At 70.6% G+C, this 21,282-nt stretch carries 20 protein-coding genes; 16 read left to right on the plus strand and 4 right to left on the minus strand.

The features are described from left to right. Position 1: 1 nt before the first annotated feature. The 4 genes from lpdA (at position 2) to AC3AOF_RS09200 (ending at position 4,101) form a co-directional block, all read left to right on the plus strand. Positions 2–1,390, plus strand: coding sequence for a dihydrolipoyl dehydrogenase (lpdA, locus tag AC3AOF_RS09185; RefSeq protein WP_488348301.1), 1,389 nt, complete (start codon positions 2–4; stop codon positions 1,388–1,390). Positions 1,391–1,464: 74 nt separating this feature from the next. Then, positions 1,465–1,788: a hypothetical protein gene (locus AC3AOF_RS09190; protein WP_236992117.1), complete on the plus strand. Its 324-nt coding sequence runs from the start codon at positions 1,465–1,467 to the stop codon at positions 1,786–1,788. A gap of 171 nt (positions 1,789–1,959) precedes the next feature. Then, on the plus strand, positions 1,960–2,961 hold the full coding sequence (locus AC3AOF_RS09195; RefSeq protein WP_488348302.1) for a DUF3616 domain-containing protein: 1,002 nt from the start codon (positions 1,960–1,962) through the stop codon (positions 2,959–2,961). Between the two features lie 306 nt (positions 2,962–3,267). Continuing rightward, the gene (locus AC3AOF_RS09200; RefSeq protein WP_236992119.1) at positions 3,268–4,101 is read left to right on the plus strand and encodes a protein-L-isoaspartate O-methyltransferase family protein; all 834 of its coding nucleotides are present in this window, start codon (positions 3,268–3,270) and stop codon (positions 4,099–4,101) included. A 400-nt stretch (positions 4,102–4,501) separates the two neighbouring features. On the opposite strand, the gene AC3AOF_RS09205 is transcribed toward AC3AOF_RS09200, so the two are convergent. From AC3AOF_RS09205 to AC3AOF_RS09215, 3 genes are all read right to left on the minus strand, one after another. Next, positions 4,502–5,581, minus strand: coding sequence for a phytoene/squalene synthase family protein (locus AC3AOF_RS09205; RefSeq protein ID WP_488348303.1), 1,080 nt, complete (start codon positions 5,579–5,581; stop codon positions 4,502–4,504). After that, entirely contained in the window at positions 5,562–7,088 is a 1,527-nt protein-coding gene (crtI, locus tag AC3AOF_RS09210; protein WP_488348304.1) for a phytoene desaturase family protein, read from the minus strand. Before crtI ends, AC3AOF_RS09205 begins: the two co-directional genes overlap by 20 nt. Before the next feature lie 145 nt (positions 7,089–7,233). Next, positions 7,234–7,623 carry a DUF3775 domain-containing protein gene (locus tag AC3AOF_RS09215; RefSeq protein WP_236992122.1) on the minus strand — a complete coding sequence of 130 codons (390 nt, stop codon included), beginning with the start codon at positions 7,621–7,623 and terminating at the stop codon, positions 7,234–7,236. Positions 7,624–7,805: 182 nt separating this feature from the next. Here AC3AOF_RS09215 and AC3AOF_RS09220 point away from each other — a divergent pair, with 182 nt between their 5' ends. Both AC3AOF_RS09220 and AC3AOF_RS09225 read left to right on the plus strand, forming a co-directional pair. Next, positions 7,806–8,555, plus strand: a complete 750-nt coding sequence (locus tag AC3AOF_RS09220) for a sulfate transporter family protein (protein WP_488348305.1) — start codon at positions 7,806–7,808, stop codon at positions 8,553–8,555. Positions 8,556–8,638: 83 nt separating this feature from the next. After that, a complete protein-coding gene (locus tag AC3AOF_RS09225) occupies positions 8,639–10,258 on the plus strand; it encodes an acyl-CoA dehydrogenase family protein (RefSeq protein ID WP_236992124.1) in 1,620 nt (539 codons plus the stop codon). A gap of 1 nt (position 10,259) precedes the next feature. On the opposite strand, the gene AC3AOF_RS09230 is transcribed toward AC3AOF_RS09225, so the two are convergent. Continuing rightward, on the minus strand, positions 10,260–10,655 hold the full coding sequence (locus AC3AOF_RS09230; protein WP_236992125.1) for a DUF2306 domain-containing protein: 396 nt from the start codon (positions 10,653–10,655) through the stop codon (positions 10,260–10,262). Positions 10,656–10,758: 103 nt separating this feature from the next. On the opposite strand from AC3AOF_RS09230, the gene AC3AOF_RS09235 reads away from it, so the two are divergent. From AC3AOF_RS09235 to AC3AOF_RS09280, 10 genes are all read left to right on the plus strand, one after another. Next, positions 10,759–11,313, plus strand: coding sequence for a TetR/AcrR family transcriptional regulator (locus AC3AOF_RS09235; RefSeq protein ID WP_236992126.1), 555 nt, complete (start codon positions 10,759–10,761; stop codon positions 11,311–11,313). Positions 11,314–11,464: 151 nt separating this feature from the next. After that, positions 11,465–13,093, plus strand: coding sequence for an ABC transporter substrate-binding protein (locus AC3AOF_RS09240; RefSeq protein ID WP_488348306.1), 1,629 nt, complete (start codon positions 11,465–11,467; stop codon positions 13,091–13,093). 67 nt (positions 13,094–13,160) lie between these two features. Next, a complete protein-coding gene (locus tag AC3AOF_RS09245) occupies positions 13,161–14,114 on the plus strand; it encodes an ABC transporter permease (RefSeq protein ID WP_488348307.1) in 954 nt (317 codons plus the stop codon). A gap of 4 nt (positions 14,115–14,118) precedes the next feature. Further along, positions 14,119–15,030, plus strand: coding sequence for an ABC transporter permease (locus AC3AOF_RS09250; RefSeq protein ID WP_236992129.1), 912 nt, complete (start codon positions 14,119–14,121; stop codon positions 15,028–15,030). Continuing rightward, entirely contained in the window at positions 15,027–16,067 is a 1,041-nt protein-coding gene (locus AC3AOF_RS09255) for an ABC transporter ATP-binding protein (RefSeq protein WP_488348308.1), read from the plus strand. The genes AC3AOF_RS09250 and AC3AOF_RS09255 overlap by 4 nt, the downstream gene beginning before the upstream one ends. Before the next feature lie 7 nt (positions 16,068–16,074). Continuing rightward, positions 16,075–17,103, plus strand: a complete 1,029-nt coding sequence (locus AC3AOF_RS09260; protein WP_488348309.1) for an ABC transporter ATP-binding protein — start codon at positions 16,075–16,077, stop codon at positions 17,101–17,103. Positions 17,104–17,386: 283 nt separating this feature from the next. Beyond that, complete coding sequence (locus tag AC3AOF_RS09265) at positions 17,387–17,803, plus strand: ABC transporter ATP-binding protein (RefSeq protein WP_236992132.1); 417 nt, start codon at positions 17,387–17,389, stop codon at positions 17,801–17,803. 157 nt (positions 17,804–17,960) lie between these two features. Then, a complete protein-coding gene (locus AC3AOF_RS09270; RefSeq protein ID WP_488348310.1) occupies positions 17,961–19,160 on the plus strand; it encodes an ABC transporter substrate-binding protein in 1,200 nt (399 codons plus the stop codon). Positions 19,161–19,297: 137 nt separating this feature from the next. Beyond that, positions 19,298–19,642, plus strand: a complete 345-nt coding sequence (locus AC3AOF_RS09275) for a (2Fe-2S) ferredoxin domain-containing protein (protein ID WP_488348311.1) — start codon at positions 19,298–19,300, stop codon at positions 19,640–19,642. After that, complete coding sequence (locus AC3AOF_RS09280) at positions 19,639–20,715, plus strand: lysylphosphatidylglycerol synthase domain-containing protein (RefSeq protein WP_488348312.1); 1,077 nt, start codon at positions 19,639–19,641, stop codon at positions 20,713–20,715. The genes AC3AOF_RS09275 and AC3AOF_RS09280 overlap by 4 nt, the downstream gene beginning before the upstream one ends. Positions 20,716–21,282: the final 567 nt, after the last annotated feature.

The raw sequence follows: 21,282 nt of genomic DNA on the forward strand, positions 1-21,282 counted from the left end.
TGTGGGCGAGATCACCACCAAGCTCCTGGTGCTCGGCGGCGGCCCGGGCGGCTACGTCGCGGCGATCCGCGCCGGCCAGCACGGCATCGACACCGTGCTGGTCGAGGAGAACCGCTTGGGCGGCACCTGCCTCAATGTCGGCTGCATCCCCTCGAAGGCGATGATCCACGCCGCCGAGGCGTTTCACGCGGCGGTGCTGCAATCCGAGGACGCCTCGCCCTTCGGCCTCTCGGCCGGCCCGCCGCGCCTCGACTTCTCCCGCACGGTGGCCTGGAAGGACGGTATCGTCGGGCGGCTCAACACCGGGGTGGCGTCGCTCCTGAAGCGCGGCGGGGTCAAGATCCTGCGCGGGCGCGGCACCATGGTCGACGGCAAGACCTGCCTCGTCGAGACCGATACCGGCCCCGAGCGGGTTCGGGCCGAGCACGTGATCCTGGCCACCGGCTCGGTCCCGGCGGCACTCCCCCACCTGCCCTTCGGCGGGCGGGTGATCTCCTCGACCGAGGCCCTGTCGCTGCCGAGTGTCCCCGCCACGATGGCGGTGGTGGGCGCGGGCTATATCGGCCTCGAACTCGGCACCGCCTTCGCCAAGCTCGGCGCCAAGGTCACGGTGGTGGAGATGGCCGAGCGGATCCTGCCGGCCTACGATGCCGAGCTGACCCGGCCGGTGGCGCGGCGCCTCGCGGGGCTCGGGATCGAGGTGCTGCTCGGCGCCAGGGCGACCGGCCTGTCCAGCGACGCGCTGGCCGTCGAGGTCGGCGGAGACTCGAAAAAGATTCCGGCGGAGGTGATCCTGGTCGCGGTCGGGCGCAAGGCGCGCACGCAGGATCTCGGGTTGGAGCGGCTCGACCTCGACATGAGCGGACCGTTCATCCGCATCGACGAGCGTTGCGCCACCTCGATGCGCAACGTCTGGGCGGTCGGCGACGTCACCGGCGAGCCGATGCTGGCCCACCGCGCCATGGCGCAGGGCGAGATGGTGGCCGACCTCGTGGCGGGCCGCCGCCGCGCCTTCCACAAGGTGGCGATTCCGGCGGTCTGCTTCACCGACCCGGAGGTGGTCTCGGCCGGCCTCTCGCCGGAGGAGGCCCGTACCGCCGGCCACGAGATCCGCACCGGCCTGTTTCCCTTCGCGGCGAACGGCCGCGCCATGACGCTCGGCGCCGAGGACGGCTTCGTGCGGGTGACGGCGCGGGCCGACAACCACCTCATCCTGGGCATCCAGGCCGTGGGGGCCGGGGTCTCGGAACTCGCGGCGGGATTCGGCCTGGCGCTGGAGATGGGCGCTCGGCTGGAGGACGTGGCCGGCACGATCCACGCCCACCCGACCCTCGGCGAAGCCTTCCACGAGGCGAATCTCCGGGCGCTCGGGGAAGCGTTGCACATCTGAAAAACGGCGCCGCCGCGCAAATCGGCGCCCGATATGCGAGAGGATCGGTCGTCCGGGCGGCGGAGGGACGACGCGTGAGCGAGAAGAAGCGCCGGGCCACGGCCGCGGAGATCCGCGACCGGGCCTTCGGCGACGTGATCGAGTGGCTGGAATACCGCGTCGCGGTGTGCCGCGACGGGCTGGAGCGCTACACTGCCTCCCACGGCGCCGACAGCCGGGCCGTGGCGACGGAGCGCGCCGCGGCGTTCGAGGCCGAGCTGATCCTGCGCGAGATCGGCAAGCTCGCACAGGCGGCGCCGCGCTCGAAGGCGTTTCGCGAGGCCGCCGAGGCACGCCGCCGCTTCATCGCCGCGCAGCGCGAGCGGACCGGCGACGCCGGCACGCCGGACGAGGCCTGAGGGGCTGCTGCCGCAGCGCCATCCGCGGCACGAAGATTTTTCCCGTTCCTCATTGAATAGAACCGAGACCGCGTGAAATACTCCGAAGTCGGTTCGCACCAGACGAGCCGGGATCCGGGGAGAATCGCCATGACGGGCCGGTGCCGCTTGCGCCTGGACAGACTCGTTTCCGTGCTCGCCCTCTGCCTCGCGGCGCAAGGGGCGCGCGCCGAGGTGAAGACGGGGCCGGTGCTGACGCATTGGGGCCTGTGCGAGGCCTCCGGCGCCGTGCCCTACCCGGCCGGCAGCTTCGGCGACCGCTTCCTGGTGGTCGACGACGAGGACAACACGCTCCGCCTCTACAAGGCCGACGAATCCGGCGCACCGCTCGCCCTGAAGGGCGGCGACCTCGACGCCGCGCTCGCGACGAGCGGCCGCGAGGAGCCCGCCAAGGCCGACCTCGAATCCCTCGCCTGGCTCGGCAGCGACCTGGTGCTGATGGGCTCGCATGCCCGCGACAAGGACGGCCGCACCCGGGAAGCCTCGCGCCAGATGCTCGCCCTGTCGGTCGGGGGCGACGCCAAGGCCCCGGCGGTCACGCCGAAGGGCAAGGCGTTCACGGGGCTTGCCAAGGCGCTGGCCGATCTCGACCCGCGCCTGTCCGAGCGCATCGCCGTCGATCTCGCGGCGAAGGCGAGCCTGAGCCCGAAGCGGCGCGGCCTCGCCCTCGAGGGCCTGGGCCCGACGCCCGACGGGCGCGGCCTGTATGTGGGCCTGCGCAACCCGCTCAACGCCGACAACGATGCCCTGGTGGTGCCGTTCGAGAACGCCGCCGAGGTGCTGGCGAGCGGCGCCGCGCCGAAGCTGGCAAAGCCCATCGCCCTCGACCTCAAGGGCCGGGGCATCCGCGACATCGCCTATGCGCCGGGGATCAAGGCCTATTTCCTCGTCGCCGGCGGCTCCGGCAGCGGCGGCGAGGCCGCCGACCTCTACCGCTGGTCGGGTACGGTCGGCGAGGCGCCGACCCGGGTTCCTGGGGTAGCCGAGGCGCTGGCGGCGCTCCCGGACTTCCAGCCCGAAGGCCTGATCGTGTCTTCGGACGGGAAGAAGGTGCAGGTGATCAGCGACGATGGCGACATCTGCCCGGCGCGCAAGCCGCAGGGGTTTCGGAGCGTGGTGCTGGAGTTGGAGTGAGAGGTATTCGCTCCACTGATCCTTCAGCGATCTCGTGTCTCTTGTTTCATCCCGATGCCCGCCGCGAGACGGGTCTCGGGGTGATGTCGGCGAAGCCCGGGAGAAGAGACGGAACGGCATCCGCGCTTTGAGGACCTGGCGGTAACGACATCCGATCGGCTTGACCATGCGCAGGATGGTGATCGACCGGATGCGGCTTCGGGAGGGGCTGCTTCCAGGCTATCGATGACGACGAGGTCCATGACGGGTTTGCAGTCTGACGGCTTTCGGGCAGGATCGCGAAAGAGTCGGACGTCGACCGCCCCCTTGGCCAAGCCTGCCAGCGCCGAGGAGGTGCGCGCATTTCACGCGAGGCTGATGGCCGTCGCCAGCGGCTCAGATGATCCGCGGCTCGAACGTGTCTTCGACATCGTGCCGCGGGAGGCATTTCTGGGTCCCGGACCATGGAAGATCATGGTCAATGAGCGCTACGTCGAAACACCGACTACCGATCCGGTCTTCGTCTACCAGAACTGCCTCGTTGCCCTCGATGCCGCCAGGCGCATCAACAACGGCGAACCGTTCCTGCATGCGCGCTGGATCGGAGCGATCGCCCCGAAGAGAGGCGAGACCATCGTCCACATTGGAGCGGGCGCCGGATATTACACCGCTCTCCTGTCGATGCTGGCCCTGCCGAGCGGTCGCGTACACGCCTATGAGATCGAACCGGGACTGGCCCGCCGCGCCTCCGACAACCTAGCGCCATTCGAGGGCGTGACTGTCGTGCAGGGCGATGCGACGGAATTGCCCCTGCCGGATTGCGACGTGATCTACGTCAATGCGGGGGTCGTTTCACCGCCCGGTCCTTGGTTGAAAGCCCTGCGACCCGGCGGGCGGATCGTCTTTCCGTGGCGGCCCTCGACGCAGCTGGGGGTCGCCGTGATGATGACCCGAGCGGACACGAGCTTCACGGTCCGGCTGTTGGGACCGGCGTGGTTCATCCCCTGCGTCGGTGCGTCGGACCCGGCAGGTTGCATCAAGTCCCCCAGCCTATCGCAGGCGCATTCCATCGGAGCGGCGTGGCTGATCGAAGATCGAGCGCCGGACGATACGGCTGTCGCCCTATGCCGGGATGTCTGGTTCTCGGGCGGGCCGGAATAGAACCGGACGACCGATCCGGGTCGACAGGGGAACGGCCGGTTCGGGATGGGCGACAGCCCCATGGTCACGAGACCGCCGCTTTCGGGCAGAGGGGTCGGGGCCGCGCACCCCACTCAGCAGCGTTTCACCGGCGGTCGAAGGATACGCCGATGCCAGCCCAGGCGGGTTTTCGAGTCGGTGACGTATCTCTGCGAGACGGTCATGCGACGAGTGCCGCCGGGCGAACCGAACGTTCTTCGACGATGACCGCGACCGTGTCGTCATCACGCACGCGGCCCGTGATCCTATCTCCACGAACGACGCCGTCCGTTGCCCGCCCTGCCGCAGCATATGCCGAGATGCCGCGAGCCGGCACGACTCTACAGTTCATCGCGGCCCTCGCGCCGCGTGAAGCCCCGCCTCACGACGGAGCCGCGCCTCCCAGGCGCTCCCTCTCCCGCAACGCCTCGATGAGGTCGAGCACGCGCGCGACCTGCGCGCCGACATTCCACCAGGCCGGCCGTGGCAGGGCGGGAGGCACGGGTACCGCCGCCACCGCCTCGACCAGGAAGGCCGCCTCCGGCAAGGCCGGTCGGTCGGCGCGGCGGGTCGAGGCGGTGGTCAGCGCCCGGGCGAGCAGTTGCGCCTTGCGGGCCCCCGGCACCCGGGCGCGGCGGGTGACCGGGTCGAGGCCGGCGCGGGCGAGGTCGCGGCCGATCTCGGCGTAGATCAGCCCCGCGGCGCGCACGGCCGGACGGCAGGCAGCCGGCAGCATCGCGATGCCGGATTCGGCCCGGGTGTAGAGGAGGTCGGCCGCCGCGAGCAGGCGGGCCACCACGGCGGCGAGGCCTAAGCTCGGCTCCGGCCGGGCCAGGAAGGCGTCGGGGTCGATCCCGGCCTCGCGCAGCCAGTCTTCGGGCAGGTAGAGGCGCCCGTTGCGGGCATCCTCGCCGACGTCGCGGGCGACGTTGGTGAGCTGCATGGCGATGCCGAGGTCGCAGGCCCGGGCGAGGGCCTCGGGCGAGCGCTCGCCCATCACCAGGGTCATCATCGCCCCGACCGAGCCGGCGACCCGGGCCGCGTAGGCGACGAGGGAGGAGAGGTCGGGGTGGCGCCGCCCGGCGGCGTCCCAGGCGAGACCCTCGAGGAGGGCGGCGGGCAAGGCCTCGGGGATGGCGTGCCGAGTCACGATCTCGGCGAGCGCCCGGTCGGCGGGGGCGTCCGCCGGCCGGCCGGCATAGGCGGCGGCGAGGCGGGCGCGCAGACGCGGCACGGCATCGGCTCGGGCGCCCGCCCCGTCCACCGCGTCGTCGGAGAGGCGGCAGAAGGCGTAGAGCCCGTAGGCGTCGCGGCGCACCGCCTCGGGCAGCAGCCACGAGGCGGCATAGAAGCTGCGCGAGCCGGCCCGGATCGCGTCCCGGCAGGCGCTGTGGTCTGCGGAGCGGGCCAGGGCGGCGGCGAACGGCGTCGGGCGACGCGCATCAGGCGAAGACGGCAGCATCGGGCACCACGCGATCGAGGATCTTCGAGGAGGACAGCACCCCCGGAAGCCCGGCCCCCGGATGGGTGCCGGCGCCGACGAGGTAGAGGTGGCGCACCGCGCCGCAGCGGTTGTGCGGGCGGAAATAGGCGCTCTGGGTCAGGATCGGCTCCAGGCCGAAGCCCGAGCCGCGCCAGGACAGGAAGTCGTCGGAAAAGTCCTGCGGCGTCGTCACCCGGGAGGTGACGAGGGCATCCGACAGGCCCGGCAGCACGGTCGCTTCGAGGCGCGCGGCGATGCGCTGCCGGAACGGCTCGGCCAGCGCCGCCCAATCCTGCCCGCCGGCGAGGTTCGGCACGGGGGCCAGCGCGTAGAACGCGTCGTGCCCCGGCGGCGCCACGCTCGGATCGGTCGCGGTCGGCCGGTGCAGGTAGAGGCTCATGTCCTCGGCCAGCACCTTTCGCGAAAAGATGTCGTCGAGGAGCCCGCGATAGCGCGGCCCGAGCAGGATCGTGTGGTGGGCGAGTTCCGGATAGCGGCGCCGCGTGCCGAAGTACCAGACGAACAGCCCCATCGAGGAATGCGCCCTGGACAGGCGCCGCTCGCGCCAGCCCCGCGCCTCCTTTGGCAGCAGATGGAGCGCGGTGACGGCGGAATCGGCGTTCGACACCACCACGTCGGCGGCGATTTCGGTGCCGTCGGCGAGCGCGACGCCCCGGGCGGTGCCGTCCTTCACCAGAATTCGCTCGACCTCGGCGCCGCACCGCACCTCGCCGCCCTGGCCCTCGATCAGCGACACCATCCCGCGCACCAGGGCGCCTGTGCCGCCGAGGGCCGAATGCACGCCCCAGCGCCGCTCGAGCGACGCGATCAGGCAGTAGAGCGCGCTCGCCCGGAACGGCGAGCCGCCGATGAGCAGCGGGTGGAAGCTGAAGGCCGTGCGCAGGCGCTCGTCGCGAAACACCGACGAGACCAGGCTGTAGACGCTGCGATGACCGCCGATCCGCAGGAGGTCGGGGGCGATGCGCAGCATGTCGGTGAGGCGCCCGAACGGCACCGCGCCGAGCTGCTCGAACCCGACCCGGCACAGCTCGTCGGACAGCGCCATGAACCGGTCGTAGGCACCGCCCTCGCCGGGGGACAGGCGCTCCACCTCGGCGCGCATGGCGTCGGCCTCGCCGCACATGGCGAAGGTGGCGCCGTCGTCGTAGCGGATGCGGTAGAACGGCCGCATCGGCACGAGCGTCACGTCGTCGGCGAGACGACGCCCGCAGAGCGCCCACAATTCCTCGAACAGGAACGGCGCGGTGACGATGGTCGGCCCGGCATCGAAGGCGAAGCCGTCCTGCCGGTGGACCCGCGCCCGCCCACCCGGCTGGTCGAGCCGTTCGAGCACGCTCACCCGGTAGCCCCGCACGCCGAGCCGGATGGCCGCCGCGAGCCCGCCGAAGCCGCTGCCGATCACCACCGCACGGGGGCGGCGCCGGGCGGACGTGACCCGCGGCGGCGCATCGTCGAGTGTCAACATAGGTTGACACTATCGTCGCGGTCGGGGCGGGTGGCAAGCGGGAAAGGTGGTTTTCCGGGCCGGCGCCTCATGACGCTCGCGCGCTCACCGGCGCACGAGCGTCAAGCTGCATTGACGCCTGCTCCGTGTGGCCTCGGCCGGGCGCCTACACGTCGCAGCTCAATCCCAACGCCGCCAGCCCCTCGTCGAGCAGGTCGCCGACATTCGGGATGCCCAGGAGGTAATCGGCGGGGCGGGTGCCGGCGGCCTCGCGCTCGCGGGCGAGACGGACCGCGTCGGGGAATTCCTCCGGCTCCATGTCGCCGCGGCCGACGAACAGGATCGCCACCAGCTCGGCCCGCTCGTCGTCGTTGAGGCCGGCGATCACCTCGCGCAGCTCCTCCTCGGTGGCGTCGTCGGTGCCGTCGACCAGCACGTCGCGGGCGCCGTCGTCGATCGGGTTCGAGCCGGAATCAGGGTCGCTCAGGCCCTCCTTCACGTCGAGGGCCCGGACCCGCAGGATGAACTCACAGACCTTCTCTACGGCGATGTCCATCGGTCGAACCTCCTCGCACCACGCGCGACACTGAATGCCAGCCTCAACCCGCGAAGCGCGGCCGGGTTCGCCTTTCTCGCTTCGCCTCTGGTTTCTCGCTTCGCCTCTGGACGGCGGGGCCGTTCGACATCAAGTGAGCGGCGGCGCGCCCATCCTCCGAGATTCCCGCCCCGAGGTTCCCGATGCTCATCAACGCCGCCTTCGCGGCCCTGCGGCAGGTCTTCTCCCCGCCGCTCCGCGCGATCCTGTGGAAGTCGCTCGTTCTCACGGTCGGGCTCCTGGTCCTGGTATGGTTCTGCCTCACCAAGGGCATCGCGGCGATCCTCGCCGCCCACCCGATCTCGACCGACTACGCGATGGTCAACGCCGTGGCGTCGTTCCTGGCCGGGGCCGGGCTGTTCGTCGGGCTCGCCTACATCCTGCCGCCGGTCTCGATCCTGGTGGCGGGCTACTTCCTCGACGACGCCGCCGACATCGTCGAGCGCACCGACTTCCCCGACGAGGTGCCGGGCCGGGCGATGCCGCTCTCCCAGGCGATGCTCTACACGGTACGATTCGCCGCGCTGGCGCTGGCCGTCAACCTCGCGGCCCTGCTCCTGCTGCTGGTGCCGGGCGTCAACGTGGCGGCGTTCTTCCTCGCCAACACCTACCTGCTCGGGCGCGAGTATTTCGAGCTCGCCGCCGCCCGGTTCCGGCCCCTGACCGAGGCCGGCGCCATGCGGCGCCACCATTCGGCGACCGTGATGCTCGCCGGTGCGCTGCTCGCCGGGCTGATGCTGGTGCCGATCGTCAACCTGATCACGCCGCTCTTCGGCATCGCCCTGATGGTCCACGTCCACAAGGGCCTGAGCCGCGACCGGCTGCTGAAGGCCCCGACCTCGCGCCCGCCCCTGGCGATGGACCGCGACCGGCTCGACGCGGGCAGGCGCTGATCCGGTTTCCGCATCGCGAAGCGATCAATCGGCAGCCGTCTGAGACGGTTGCGGATCGTGCCGGGCGCGCGCACCCTGGCGCCATGCCCGGCGAGACCCACGACGTGCTGAACCAGAGCCCGCCCTTCGGCGACGTGAACCTGTTTGCGGCCGATGCGGCGCTGCGGGGCGCCGTCGCGGCCTTCGGACCGGATGCGGCCGACGGGCTCGACAGTTTCGGCGTGCACTGGGGAACGGCCGAGCGGCTCGATCTCGGCCGCCTCGCCAACGCCCACCCGCCGATCCTGCGCACCCACGACCCGCGAGGGCACCGGGCCGACCGGGTCGAGTTCCACCCGGCCTACCACGCCCTGATGGCGGACAGCGTCGCGGACGGCCTGCACGCCTCGATCTGGGACGGGGCGGATCCGGAAAGACCCCGGGCGCGGGGCCGTCTCGCCCGGGCGGCGCGGGTCTTCATGGTGGCGGGCGTCGAGAGCGGGCATCTCTGTCCGATGACCATGACGAGCGCGGCGGTCGCGGCGCTCGAGTCCGCCCCCGACCACCTCGCCGCCTGGCTGCCGCGGATCGTGAGCCGGCGCTACGATCCGCGCTTCAAGCCCTGGTTCGAGAAGGCCGGCGTCACCCTCGGCATGGGGATGACCGAGAAGCAGGGCGGCACCGACCTGCGCGCCAACACCACGACGGCCGCGCCCGCGGGCGGCGACACCTACGCGCTCACCGGCCACAAGTGGTTCTTCTCGGCGCCGATGTCCGACGGTTTTCTGGTGCTGGCGCAGGCCCCCGGCGGGCTCACCTGCCTGCTGGTGCCGCGCCACCGGCCCGACGGCAGCGTGAACGCCCTGCACCTGCAACGCCTGAAGGACAAGCTCGGCAACCGCTCGAACGCCTCCGCGGAGGTCGAGTTCGCGCGAGCCTTCGGCTGGCGTATCGGCGAGGAGGGCCGCGGCGTTCCGACCATGCTGGCGATGGTGCAGCTGACGCGTCTCGATTGCGCGGTCGCCTCGGCGGGTCTCTGCCGCATGGCCCTGGTGCTGGCCCTCCACCATGCCCGCCATCGCCAAGCGTTCGGGAAAGCCCTGGCCGACCAGCCGGCGATGCGCCGGGTGCTGGCCGATCTCGCCCTCGAGAGCGAGGCGCAGACGGCTTTGACCCTCCGGCTCGCCGCCACCTTCGACCGGGGCGAGGCGGCGCACACCCGGCTTCTCACCCCGGCGGTGAAATACGCTGTGTGCAAGGCGGCGCCCGGCTTCGTCTACGAGGCGATGGAGGCTCTCGGCGGTAACGGCTACGTCGAGGAGAGTCCCCTGCCCCGGCTCTACCGCGAGGCGCCGGTCAACGCGATTTGGGAGGGCTCCGGCACCGTCATGGCCCTCGACGTGCTGCGCGCCGCCACGCGGGCGCCGGAGGAGGTCGTGGGGCTGGTGGCGGAACTCGGCGAGGAGGCGGAGGGCCTGCCGGGCGTGCGCGAGGCTGCCGCCGACATCGTTGCGGCGCTCCGGGCGCCCGACGCCGAGGCCCGCGCCCGCTTCGCCACCGGCCGCCTCGCGACCCTCGCCGCCACCGCGTCCCTGGCCGCCTGCGCGCCGCCGGCCGTCGCGGAGGCCTACGCGGCGACGCGGCTCGCGCGGGAGCGGGCGATCTACGGGGCGAACGGGATCGGGGCGGTGACGGAGATGCTGCTCGGCCGCGCCCTGCCGTGAGTCACCCGAACACCACGTGCCCCATGATCCGCCCCGGCATGAGGGTGAACAATCCGGTGATCACCAGCGCGCCGAGATAGACCCCGATCATGCTCCAGCGATGGGCCGCGACGTTTCCTCGCCGCGCGTAGAGCACCGCCCGCACCAGGGCGACGAGCGTCACCACCGACAGAAGGTGGATCCAGCTGAACGGCCCGGCCTGGCGCAGGCCCGAGATGCCGAACGAGCTGAGCGCCACCACCGCCATCAGCCCGACCCAGAACCGGCCCATCAGCCGATGCCGCCCGCCGCCCCGGGGCAAGACGAACTGCAAGGCCCCGAGCACCAGCGCGGCGATCGCCGCCGCGGCGTGGGCCTGGATCACCGGCGAGGCCTGGAGGAGCGGCTGGAGGGTCATGGCTGGAGGATCATGGCGGACACGTCCCGCGACGCGTGCCTCGGCGCCCGCGCCTTGCGGCCCGGTCCGATGCGCGTATGTTGACAGGAGCAACATACGAGGCATGTGGACATTGTCAACATCGGAGGGCGGCAGCGCCTATCACCATGGCGACCTGCGCCGCAGCCTGATCGCGGCGGCGCGCGAATTGCTGCGGGCCGGCGGCGTCGAGGCGGTGACCTTGCGTGAGGCGGCGCGCCTCGCCGGCGTGTCGCACAACGCTCCCTATCGCCACTTCGCCAGCCGCGAGGCGCTGCTGGCGGCGCTCGCGGCCGAGGGATTCCGGGACCTCCGCCGGGTGCTCGACGAGGCCGGGGGCCGGGCCGAGCCGGCCGGACGGCTCACCGCCCTCGGCCGGGCCTATCTGCGTTTCGCCGATGCCGACCGGGCGACCTTCCGGCTGATGTTCGGCGGGGTGGTGGAAGAGACCGCGCATCCCGATCTCGCGGAGGCCTCGGGCGCCGCGTTCGCGACGTTGCAGAACGTTGTGGCGGAGCGCGAGCCCTCCGGCCTCGCCGAGCGCGAGGCCCTGCGCGCCTGGGCGCTGGTCCACGGCCTCGCCCATCTCGTGGCCGACCGGCAGATCGATGCCGCGCGGGCGGAAGCGTGCCTCGCTTGAGAGCAATTCCGATGTGGATCGTTCGCCTTCAAATGAGGCAGGCCAAAATTTAGGCATTTTCGCTGCGCCTAAAAACAGCGTGCCGGCGATGGAACGGTTGGCAGGGCTCTTGCAGTCCCCTCCCCGTCATTCACCGACGGGAAACTCCACGATGCCGCTGCCCACCCGCCCGCTCCTGCGCCGGTCCGCGCTCGGGCGAACCCTGTCCGGGCTCGCCCTCGCCCTCGCGCTGGTGGGGCCTGCGAGCGCGCAGGGCGTGCTGCGCATCGGCATGACCGCCTCCGACATCCCGCTCACTACCGGCCAGGCCGACAATGGCGGCGAGGGCATGCGGTTTGCCGGCTATACGATCTACGACGCGCTCATCAACTGGGACCTCAGCCGGGCCGACAGGGCCTCCGACCTGACGCCGGGTCTGGCCACCTCCTGGACGATCGACCCCGCCGACAAGACCCGCTGGACCTTCAAGCTCCGCCCCGGCGTCACCTTCCACGACGGTTCCATCTTCGACGCCAACGCGGTGGTGTGGAACCTCGACAAGCTGCTGAAGCAGGACAGCCCGCAATTCGACCCGCGCCAGTCGGCGCAAGGCCGTACCCGCATCCCGGCGGTCGCCTCGTACAAGGCGGTCGATCCGATGACGGTGGAGATCGTCACCAAGAACCCGGACGCCACCTTCCCCTACCAGATCGCCTGGATCCTGATGTCGTCTCCCGCCAACTGGGAGAAGCAGGGGAAGAGCTGGGACGCCGTCGCCAAAGCGCCCTCCGGCACCGGACCGTGGAAGGTGACGGGCTTCGTCCCGCGCGAGCGCCTGGAGCTGGCGCCGAACAAGGAGTACTGGGACAAGGGCCGGGTCCCGAAGCTCGATCGTATGGTCCTGGTGCCGCTGCCCGAGGCCAATGCCCGGGTGGCCGCGCTCCGCTCCGGCCAGGTCGACTGGATCGAGGCGCCGGCGCCGGATGCGGTGCCCTCGCTGAAGGCCGCGGGCTTCGCGCTGGTCACCAACCTCTACCCGCATAACTGGACCTGGCACCTGTCGCGGGCCGAGGGCTCGCCGTGGAACGACATCCGCGTGCGCAAGGCCGCGAACCTCGCCGTCGACCGCGAGGGCCTGAAGGAGTTCCTCGGGGGGCTCGCCACCCCGGCCGAAGGCTTTTTGACCCCCGGCCATCCCTGGTTCGGCAAGCCGAGCTTCAAGCTCTCGTACGATCCGGACGCCGCCAAGAAGCTGCTCAAGGAAGCCGGCTACGGCCCGAACAAGCCGGTCGTCACCAAGGTGCTGATCTCGGCCTCGGGCTCGGGCCAGATGCAGCCGCTGCCGATGAACGAGTTCATCCAGCAGAACCTCGCCGAGGTCGGCATCAAGGTCGATTACGAGGTCGTGGAGTGGAACACGCTCATCAACATCTGGCGTGCCGGCTCCAAGTCCGATAGCGCGCGCGGCGGCACAGCGATGAACTACTCCTACCTGATCCAGGACCCGTTCACCGCCTTCATCCGCCACGCCCAGTGCAACCTGGCACCGCCGAACGGCACCAACTGGGGCTATTACTGCGACCCGGCGATGGACAAGCTGTTCGACGAGGTCCGCACGACCTTCGACCCGAAGGAGCAGGTCGGAGTCCTGCAGAAGATCCACGAGAAGTTCGTCGATGACGCGCTGTTCCTGATGGTCACCCACGACGTCAACCCGCGGGCGATGAGCAAGAAGGTGCAGGGCTTCGTCCAGGCCCAGAGCTGGTTCCAGGATTTCTCGCCGATCACGATGGCGAAGTGAGCGTCTGACCGATCTCCCGCCCGGCCACCGCCGGGCGGGACCACGACACCGTCAACCGGCGCCCCCCATGATCCTCTTCATCCTCAAGCGCATCGGCTACGCCGCCCCGGTCGCCCTCGGCGTCAGCCTGGTGTGCTTCCTCCTCGTCCATCTCGCCCCCGGCGATCCCTTGAGCGCGATCCTGCCCGTGGATGCCACCGCCGAGATGCAGGCGCAGATGCGCTCGGCCTACGGCTTCGACAAGCCGCTGCCGGTGCAGTACGGCCTGTGGCTCTGGAAGATCCTGCACGGCGATCTCGGCACCTCGATCGCCACCGGCCGCCCGGTCCTGTCGGAGGTCGGCCGCGCCGTCGGCAACAGCCTGATCCTCGCCTCCGTCGCGACGCTGATCGGCTTCACCTTCGGCACCTTCTTCGGCTTCGTCGCCGGCTACGCCCGGGATTCCTGGCTCGACCGGGTCGCCTCGTCGATCGCGGTGTTCGGGGTCAGCGTGCCGCATTACTGGCTCGGCATCGTGCTGGTGATCGTGTTCTCGGCCACCCTCGGCTGGCTGCCGCCGACCGGCGCGGGGCCGCAAGGGTCGGGCAACTGGGTCCCGGACTTCGACCACCTGCGCTACATCCTTCTGCCGGCCATCACCATGTCGGTGATCCCCATGGGGGTGATCTCGCGCACCGTGCGGGCGCTCGTCGGCGACATCCTGCACCAGGACTTCGTCCAGGCGCTTCGCGCCAAGGGCCTGTCGGAATTCGGCGTCTTCCGCCACGTGGTGAAGAACGCGGCGCCGACCGCCATCGCCATCATGGGCTTGCAGCTCGGCTACCTGCTCGGCGGCTCGATCCTGATCGAGACCGTGTTCGCCTGGCCGGGCACCGGCTTCCTCCTCAACGCCGCGATCTTCCAGCGCGACCTGCCGCTGCTCCAGGGCACGATCCTGGTCCTGGCGATGTTCTTCGTCACCCTCAACCTCCTGGTCGACGTGGTGCAGACCGCGCTGGACCCCCGCATCGAGAGGGCCTGATCCGATGTCGATCCAGACCTCCCTCACCGGCGATCCCGTCGCTTCGGTGCCGGCGCCCGAGATCCCGGCCGTGGCGTCCCGCGGCTACTGGGGCAGCGTGTTGCGGCGGCTCGCCCGCGATCCGGTTGCGATGGCCGCCGGCCTCGTGATCCTCGCCATCGTGCTCGCGGCGATCTTCGCGCCGCTGATCGCCCCGATGGACCCGTTCAAGGGTTCGATGGTCCGCCGCCTGCGCCACGTCGGCGACGCGACCTACTGGCTCGGCTCGGACGAGCTCGGCCGCGACATGCTCACACGCCTCCTCTATGCCGGCCGCCTGTCGCTGTTCATGGGCGTGCTGCCGGTCGTCATCGCGTTCTTCGTCGGATCGGGTCTCGGCATCCTGGCGGGCTATGCCGGCGGCTGGGTGAACACGCTGATCATGCGCGTCGTCGACGTGTTCTTCGCCTTTCCCTCGGTGCTGCTCGCCATCGCGCTGTCGGGCGCGCTGGGTGCGGGCATCCTGAACTCGATCGTGTCGCTCACGGTCGTGTTCGTGCCGCAGATCACCCGCGTCGCCGAGAGCGTCACGGTACAGATCCGCAACCGCGACTATGTCGAGGCGGCCCGGGTTTCGGGCGCGAACCCGTTCACGGTGGTGCGGGTGCAGGTGCTCGGCAACGTTCTGGGTCCGGTCTTCGTCTACGCCACCAGCCTGATCTCCGTCTCGATGATCCTGGCCTCCGGCCTCTCCTTCCTGGGTCTCGGCGTGAAGCCGCCGGAGCCGGAATGGGGATTGATGCTCAACACCCTGCGCACCGCGATCTACGTCAACCCGGTCGTCGCGGCGCTTCCCGGCGTGATGATCTTCATCACGTCGATCTCGTTCAACCTTTTGTCGGACGGCCTTCGCTCGGCCATGGAGGTGCGCCAGTGACCGAGCTCGATCCCCGCGACCGCGGCGGCCCCGCCCAGCCGCTCCTCACCGTCGACGGCCTGCTGAAACACTTCCCCGGCAAGGGCGGTCTCTTCGGCAAGGGCCCGGCGGTCCGCGCCGTCGACGGCGTCGACTTTTCCGTGATGAAGGGGGAGACCCTCGGCGTCGTCGGCGAATCCGGCTGCGGCAAGTCGACGACGGCGCGCCTGCTGATGCAGATCGCCCGGCAGGACAAGGGCGACATCGTCTTCGACGGCGAGTTGCTCGGTTCCCGCGCCCTCGACCTGAAGGCCTATCGCCGCCAGGTGCAGATGGTGTTCCAGGATTCCTACGCCTCGCTCAACCCGCGACTCACGGTCGAGGAATCGGTCGCCTTCGGCCCGCGGGCGCACGGCCTGTCCGCGGCGGCGGCGCTCGCCCGCGCCCACGACCTGCTGCGCCGGGTCGGGCTGGAGCCGCGGCGCTTCGGCGGGCGCTACCCGCACGAGGTCTCGGGCGGCCAGCGCCAGCGGGTCAACATCGCCCGCGCGCTCGCCCTCGAGCCGCGGCTCCTCATCCTCGACGAGGCGGTCTCGGCCCTCGACAAATCGGTCGAGGCGCAGGTTCTGAATCTCTTGACCGACCTCAAGCAGGAATTCGGCCTGACCTACATCTTCATCTCGCACGACCTCAACGTCGTGCGCTTCATGTCCGACCGGGTGATGGTGATGTATCTCGGCCGGATCGCCGAGATCGGACCGGCCGACGCGATCCTCGGGGAGCCCCGCCACCCCTACACCGCGGCCCTGCTGGCCTCCCAGCCCTCCACCGATCCGAATGCCCGGCTGGAGGAGGCGCCGCTCACCGGCGACCCGCCGAACCCGATCAACCCGCCCCCCGGCTGCCGCTTCCACACCCGCTGCCAGTTCGTGGCAGACGTTTGCCGGACGCGCGAGCCCGGTCTCGACCCGGTGGCGCCGGCCCATTTCGCCGCCTGCCACAGGTCGGTGGCGGGGTCCGGCCACCCGGATGCTCCCCCGGTCCCGCTGGCGGCGTGAGGCAATCATGAACGCACCCCTGCGCACGAGCGACACCGCCACCTCCGACGCCCTGATCGAGGTCCGCAACCTCACGGTCGACTTCCTCGGCGGCCGAAAAGCCGTCCGGGCGGTCGGCGGGGTCGATTTTTCGATCCGCGCCGGCGAGGCCCTGGCCCTGCTCGGCGAATCCGGCTCCGGCAAGTCCGTGACCCTGCGGGCCCTGATGCGGCTCCTGCCGGAATCCCGCACCCGCATCGGCGGGCACCTGCGGGTCGACGGCCACGACGTGCTCTCGCTGAAGCCGAAGGCGCTCTCGGCCTATCGCGGCGGTACGGTCGCGATGATCTTCCAGGATCCGGGCCTCGCCCTCGATCCGGTCTACCGCATCGGCGACCAGATCGCCGAGGCCGTCATGCGCCACGAGGGCGTCTCCCGCGCCGCCGGGCGGGCCCGGGCGCTGGAACTGTTCGAGCGCGTCCACATCCCCTCGCCGGCCCGGCGGCTCGACGCCTACCCGCACGAATTGTCCGGCGGCATGCGCCAGCGGGCGATGATCGCGCTCGCGCTCGCCTGCCGGCCGAAGGTGCTGCTGGCCGACGAGCCGACCACGGCGCTCGACGCCACGGTGCAGATCCAGATCCTGCTGCTCCTGCGCGAGTTGCAGCGCGACCTGGGACTCGCGGTGATCTTCGTCACCCACGATGTCGGCGTGGCGGTTCAGGTCGCCGACCGGGTGGCGGTGATGTATGGCGGCCACCTCGTCGAGGTCGGGGCGAGCGGCGAGGTCATCGGCACCCCGGCCCATCCCTATACGCGGGGCCTGCTCGCCTCCCGCATCACGCCGGATTCACCGCGCGGCGTGCGGCTGCCGACCATCCCGGGCTCGCCGCCCGACCTCGCCGACCCGCCCCCCGGCTGCCCGTTCGAACCCCGCTGCGGCCTCGTGGTGCCGGCCTGCCGCGAAGGCCTGCCGGCGCGGGTGGCGGTAACGCCGGGGCATACGGCACGGTGCGTGCGCGTGGGTGAGGATGGGACGGGGGAGATGCGGGCTTAAGCAGATTGGCGTTAGAGCATTTTCCGACGAAGTGGATGCCGGTTCGTCGCAGAAAATGCGGCAAAACAAAGACCTAGAGAGCTTCGCGATTGCAGCGCGATCGTGAAGTGCTCTAGCGTGCAACGCGTCGTTCGCTCGGGCTCTCGTTCGGTCGCACATTTGTTGTTGCAGAACCGGCGGCCGCTTTTGCGAATTCTGCTGAGAGACCCCCCCCTCATGGACCATTGCCTCCCGGTCCGATGCGGGGGCATGATCGAAGGCAGATCCGAGACCTGGAGGCTCCATGACGCAGGTGACGAATCCTGAAAGGCTGTCGCTCGACGCGGTGTCGGTCGAGGACCTGAACGCCGCCCTCCGCGTCATCCGCCGGCTGCCCCTGGAGCTGCTGGGCTTCCTGATCCTGCTCCCGATCGTCTGCATCGGCCTGTCGCGGCTCGGGACGGCCCTCGCGCCTCCCTACGGCGTCTATCTGTACGGGCAGTCCCTCGTCACATGGGGCCTGATCCTGATGCTCGCCCTGCTGTTCGGGCTGGTCTGGTGGCGAGGGCGACAGGTCGGACGCCTGCTGAATGCTCCGGAGATCCTGTCGTCGCCGGTACCGGGCCTGCTGTCGGCGCCCGGCGTGCTGGCCGAACGCGCGCAGGCCCTGGGCATGGAATGGACCGGCTTCTTCGGGCCGCTCCGCCCGCGCCGGACGTGAGGCCGGTGGATCGCAGCAAACGCGCCGCCTTCGAGTGATCGTCGAGCCGCCGGTCGGGCTCCGGCGTGGCGAGGTGGACCGGCACGCTTGACGGATCTCCTCCGTTAGCCCCTCCTGTGGCGATAACAATCGTCACCGGGAGGATGTCTTGAATTCCATGAAACGGCTGCTGTTGTCCGCCGGCTGCCTGGTGCTGTCGGCTGCCTCCGCCTCGGCTCAGACCACCATCAAGGTCGGCGTGCTGAACGATATGTCGGGGGTCTACTCCGATATCGGCGGCAAAGGGTCGGTCGCCGCGGCGCAGCTCGCGGTGGAAGACTTCGCGGCGATCGACAAGTCCATCCATGTCGAGGTCGTCTCCGCCGATCACCAGAACAAGCCGGATATCGGCGCCGGCATCGCGCGGCAATGGTATGACCGGGACGGCGTCGACGCGATCCTGGACGTGCCGACCTCGTCGGTGGCGCTGGCGGTCAGCCAGGTCACCCGCGAGAAGAACAAGATCTTCATCGATTCGGGCGCCGGCACCACCGACCTGACCGGGTCGCAATGCTCGCCCAATACTGTCCACTGGACCTACGATACCTATGCACTGGCGAACGGCACCGGCGGCGCCATGGTCAAGCGCGGCGGCGACACATGGTTCTTCCTGACGGCCGATTACGCCTTCGGGCAATCGCTGCAGAACGAGACCGCTTCGGTCGTCACGCGCAATGGCGGCAAGGTACTGGGCTCCGCCAAGGTGCCGTTCCCGGCGAGCGACTTCTCGTCCTTCCTGCTCCAGGCGCAAGCCTCCGGCGCCAAGGTGATCGGGCTGGCGAATGCCGGCGGCGACACGATCAACGCCGTCAAGCAGGCGCATGAATTCGGCATCACCGAGGGCGGGCAGAAGCTCGCGGCCCTGCTGTTCTACGCCCAGGACGCCAAGGCGCTCGGCCTCGAGACCGCCAAGGGCCTGGTGCTGACGGAGGCCTTCTACTGGGACCTGAACGACGGGACCCGGGCCTTCTCGGAGCGCTTCGCCAAGCGGGCGAACGGCACCATGCCGAGCATGAACCAGGCCGGCGTCTATGGCGGGCTGATGCACTACCTGAAGGCGGTCTCGGCGACGAAGTCGAAGGATCCCAAGATCGTGATGGAGTGGATGAAGGCCAACCCGACCGACGATCCGCTCTTCGGCAAGGGCATGATCCGAGCCGACGGCCGCACGATCCACGACATGTACCTGTTCGAGGTCAAGAAGCCGTCCGAGTCCAAGGGCCCCTGGGACGTCTACAACAAGCTCGCGACCATTCCCGGCGACCAGGCGTTCAAGCCGATGAACCAGGGCGGCTGCCCGCTGGTCGGCAAGAGCTGAGTGGCAAGAGCTGTGTAGCAAGAGCTGAGCCGGCCGGCGCGGCATCCCGACGCCGCGTCATGCCGCGTTGCGCCCGTCCCGGCCGGGGGTTAACTCCGGCCTCGGATTCGAGTGATGGAACGGGAGATCGGGACGCGGTGAGCAAGGCGCCGGTGACGAAACGCGGGCCGGCGCAAGGGGCGGCCAAGACGGCGGCCGCCCCCTTCGCCGAGATCGTGATGGTGTGCGCCAAGTGCGCCAAGCGGCAGGGCATGGGCGCCAAGGCGGTCCGGGGCGGTTTGAAGCGCGCCCTCAAGGCGGGTCAGCGCGGCCGCAAGGTGCGGGTGGTCGAGACCGGTTGCCTCGGCCTGTGCCCGAAGCGCAGCCTGACGCTCGCCACCGCCGGCTCCCTCGGTGAAGGCCGTCTCCTGGTGCTCGATCCGGCGCTCGCCCCCGAGGCGATGCTGGACGCTCTGCTGCCTATGCGGGAGACGATGACGTGACGGCGGTCGGAACCGGCGCGGCACGGTCCGGCACCCGCCCGAGCCTCGGCCGCCGCCTGCTGCGGCGGGTGCCGCTCCTCGGCGCCGCGATCGGCGTGGTGCTGGCCCTCTGGCTCGTCGCCGCCAACGACGTCGGGGCGGTGGCGGACGCCTTCGGGCGCGTCGGAATCCTCGGTATCGCCGCGGTGGTGCTGGTGCGCGTCGCGATCATCGGGCTGTGCGGCGTTGCCTGGGCCCGAGTCCTCACCGGCCTCGTCGGCGTCGCCGCCGGGCCGTTCGTGCTGCTGCGCTTCGTGCGCGAGGGCGTCAACGTGCTGCTGCCCGTCGCCTCGGTCGGCGGCGAGGTGCTGGGCGCGCGGCTCCTCACCTTCTGGGGTGTCACCGGGGCGGCGAGCGCCGCCGGCATTCTGGTCGACATGTTCTTCCAGGTCGTCACCCAGGCCCTGTTCGCGCTGACCGGCGTCGTGCTGCTGTCGCAGATCGAGGGCGAGCAGGCCGCGACCCTGGCGGCCTGGTGCGCCAAGGGACTGGCCCTGAGCGGCGTGGTGCTCGCCGCCTTCTTCGCGGTGCAGCGCTATGGCGGCGCCGCCTTCATCGAGCGCCAGGTGACCGCGCTCGCCCGCCGCTTCGCCGCGGAGGGCGGGACGGCGCCGGCCGGCGGCGGCGTGCAGGCCTCCCTCGACGCGGTCTGGGACCGCCGGCGCTGGTGGCCCCTCGCCCAAGGCTTCCTGCTCCACCTCGCGGCCTGGTTCCTCGGCGCCCTGGAGATCTGGATCGCCCTGCAATGCCTCGGCATCGAGGGCGTGACGCTGGCCGAGGCGGTGGTGCTCGAATCCTTGAGCCAGGCGATCAAGTCCGCCGCCTTCCCGGTCCCGAGCGGTCTCGGGGTGCAGGAGGGCGGTTTCGTGCTCCTCGGCGGTCTGTTCGGCATCGATCCGCACACCGCGCTTGCCCTCTCGCTGGTCAAGCGGGTGCCGGACGTGGTGCTGGGCGTACCGGGGCTGATGGCCTGGCAGGCGATCGAGGCCAGGCGCGGGCTGATGGCGGCGAGGGCGGTGCCGCCAGCGGCCTGAGGGGCGAGACACGGCTCGACGGACGGTCGGCCCATGCGCGCCGCGGCGAGGTCGATGGCGGTGGGCTGGATGGTGGCTTCGCAAGCGTCGCGATCGGTGGATGTACGGCGGTCCAGACGATGAGTCTCGAGACCGCGCCAGGCCCCCTCGACGTCGATTGGGTTCCGCCGCGTATCGGGAGCAGGCCACCGAGGCGGCGGCGCCCGACCTCCTTGCGCCGTCGGGCTTTGGGGGACCTGTTCCTCGGGCTTGCCCGGTCCGGTGAAGCGCCGACGGCTCCATCCGACAACCAGCGAGACCGAACTGGGGCCTTGAGCACGAGCAGGCCCGCTCCCGGGACGGCTCGCTCCGGCATGTCTGCCTGGTGATTCCCGCCCTTGCGGTGCGGGCGCGGATGCGACAGCGGGCGAACGGCTTGCTTCGACCAATCGAGCAAGGGCCTAGTTCACCTGTGCCCGGTCGCTTCGAAAGATTTGACAGGCCGCGAGTTGGCTCGCCCAGCGGCGCCGTGAACCGGCCCTCCTGATCGCCTGGCCGGCGTGGCGGCGCACCAAGCTCACATTGATG

It is taken from the genome of Methylobacterium sp. 142-1Y (assembly GCF_057747795.1).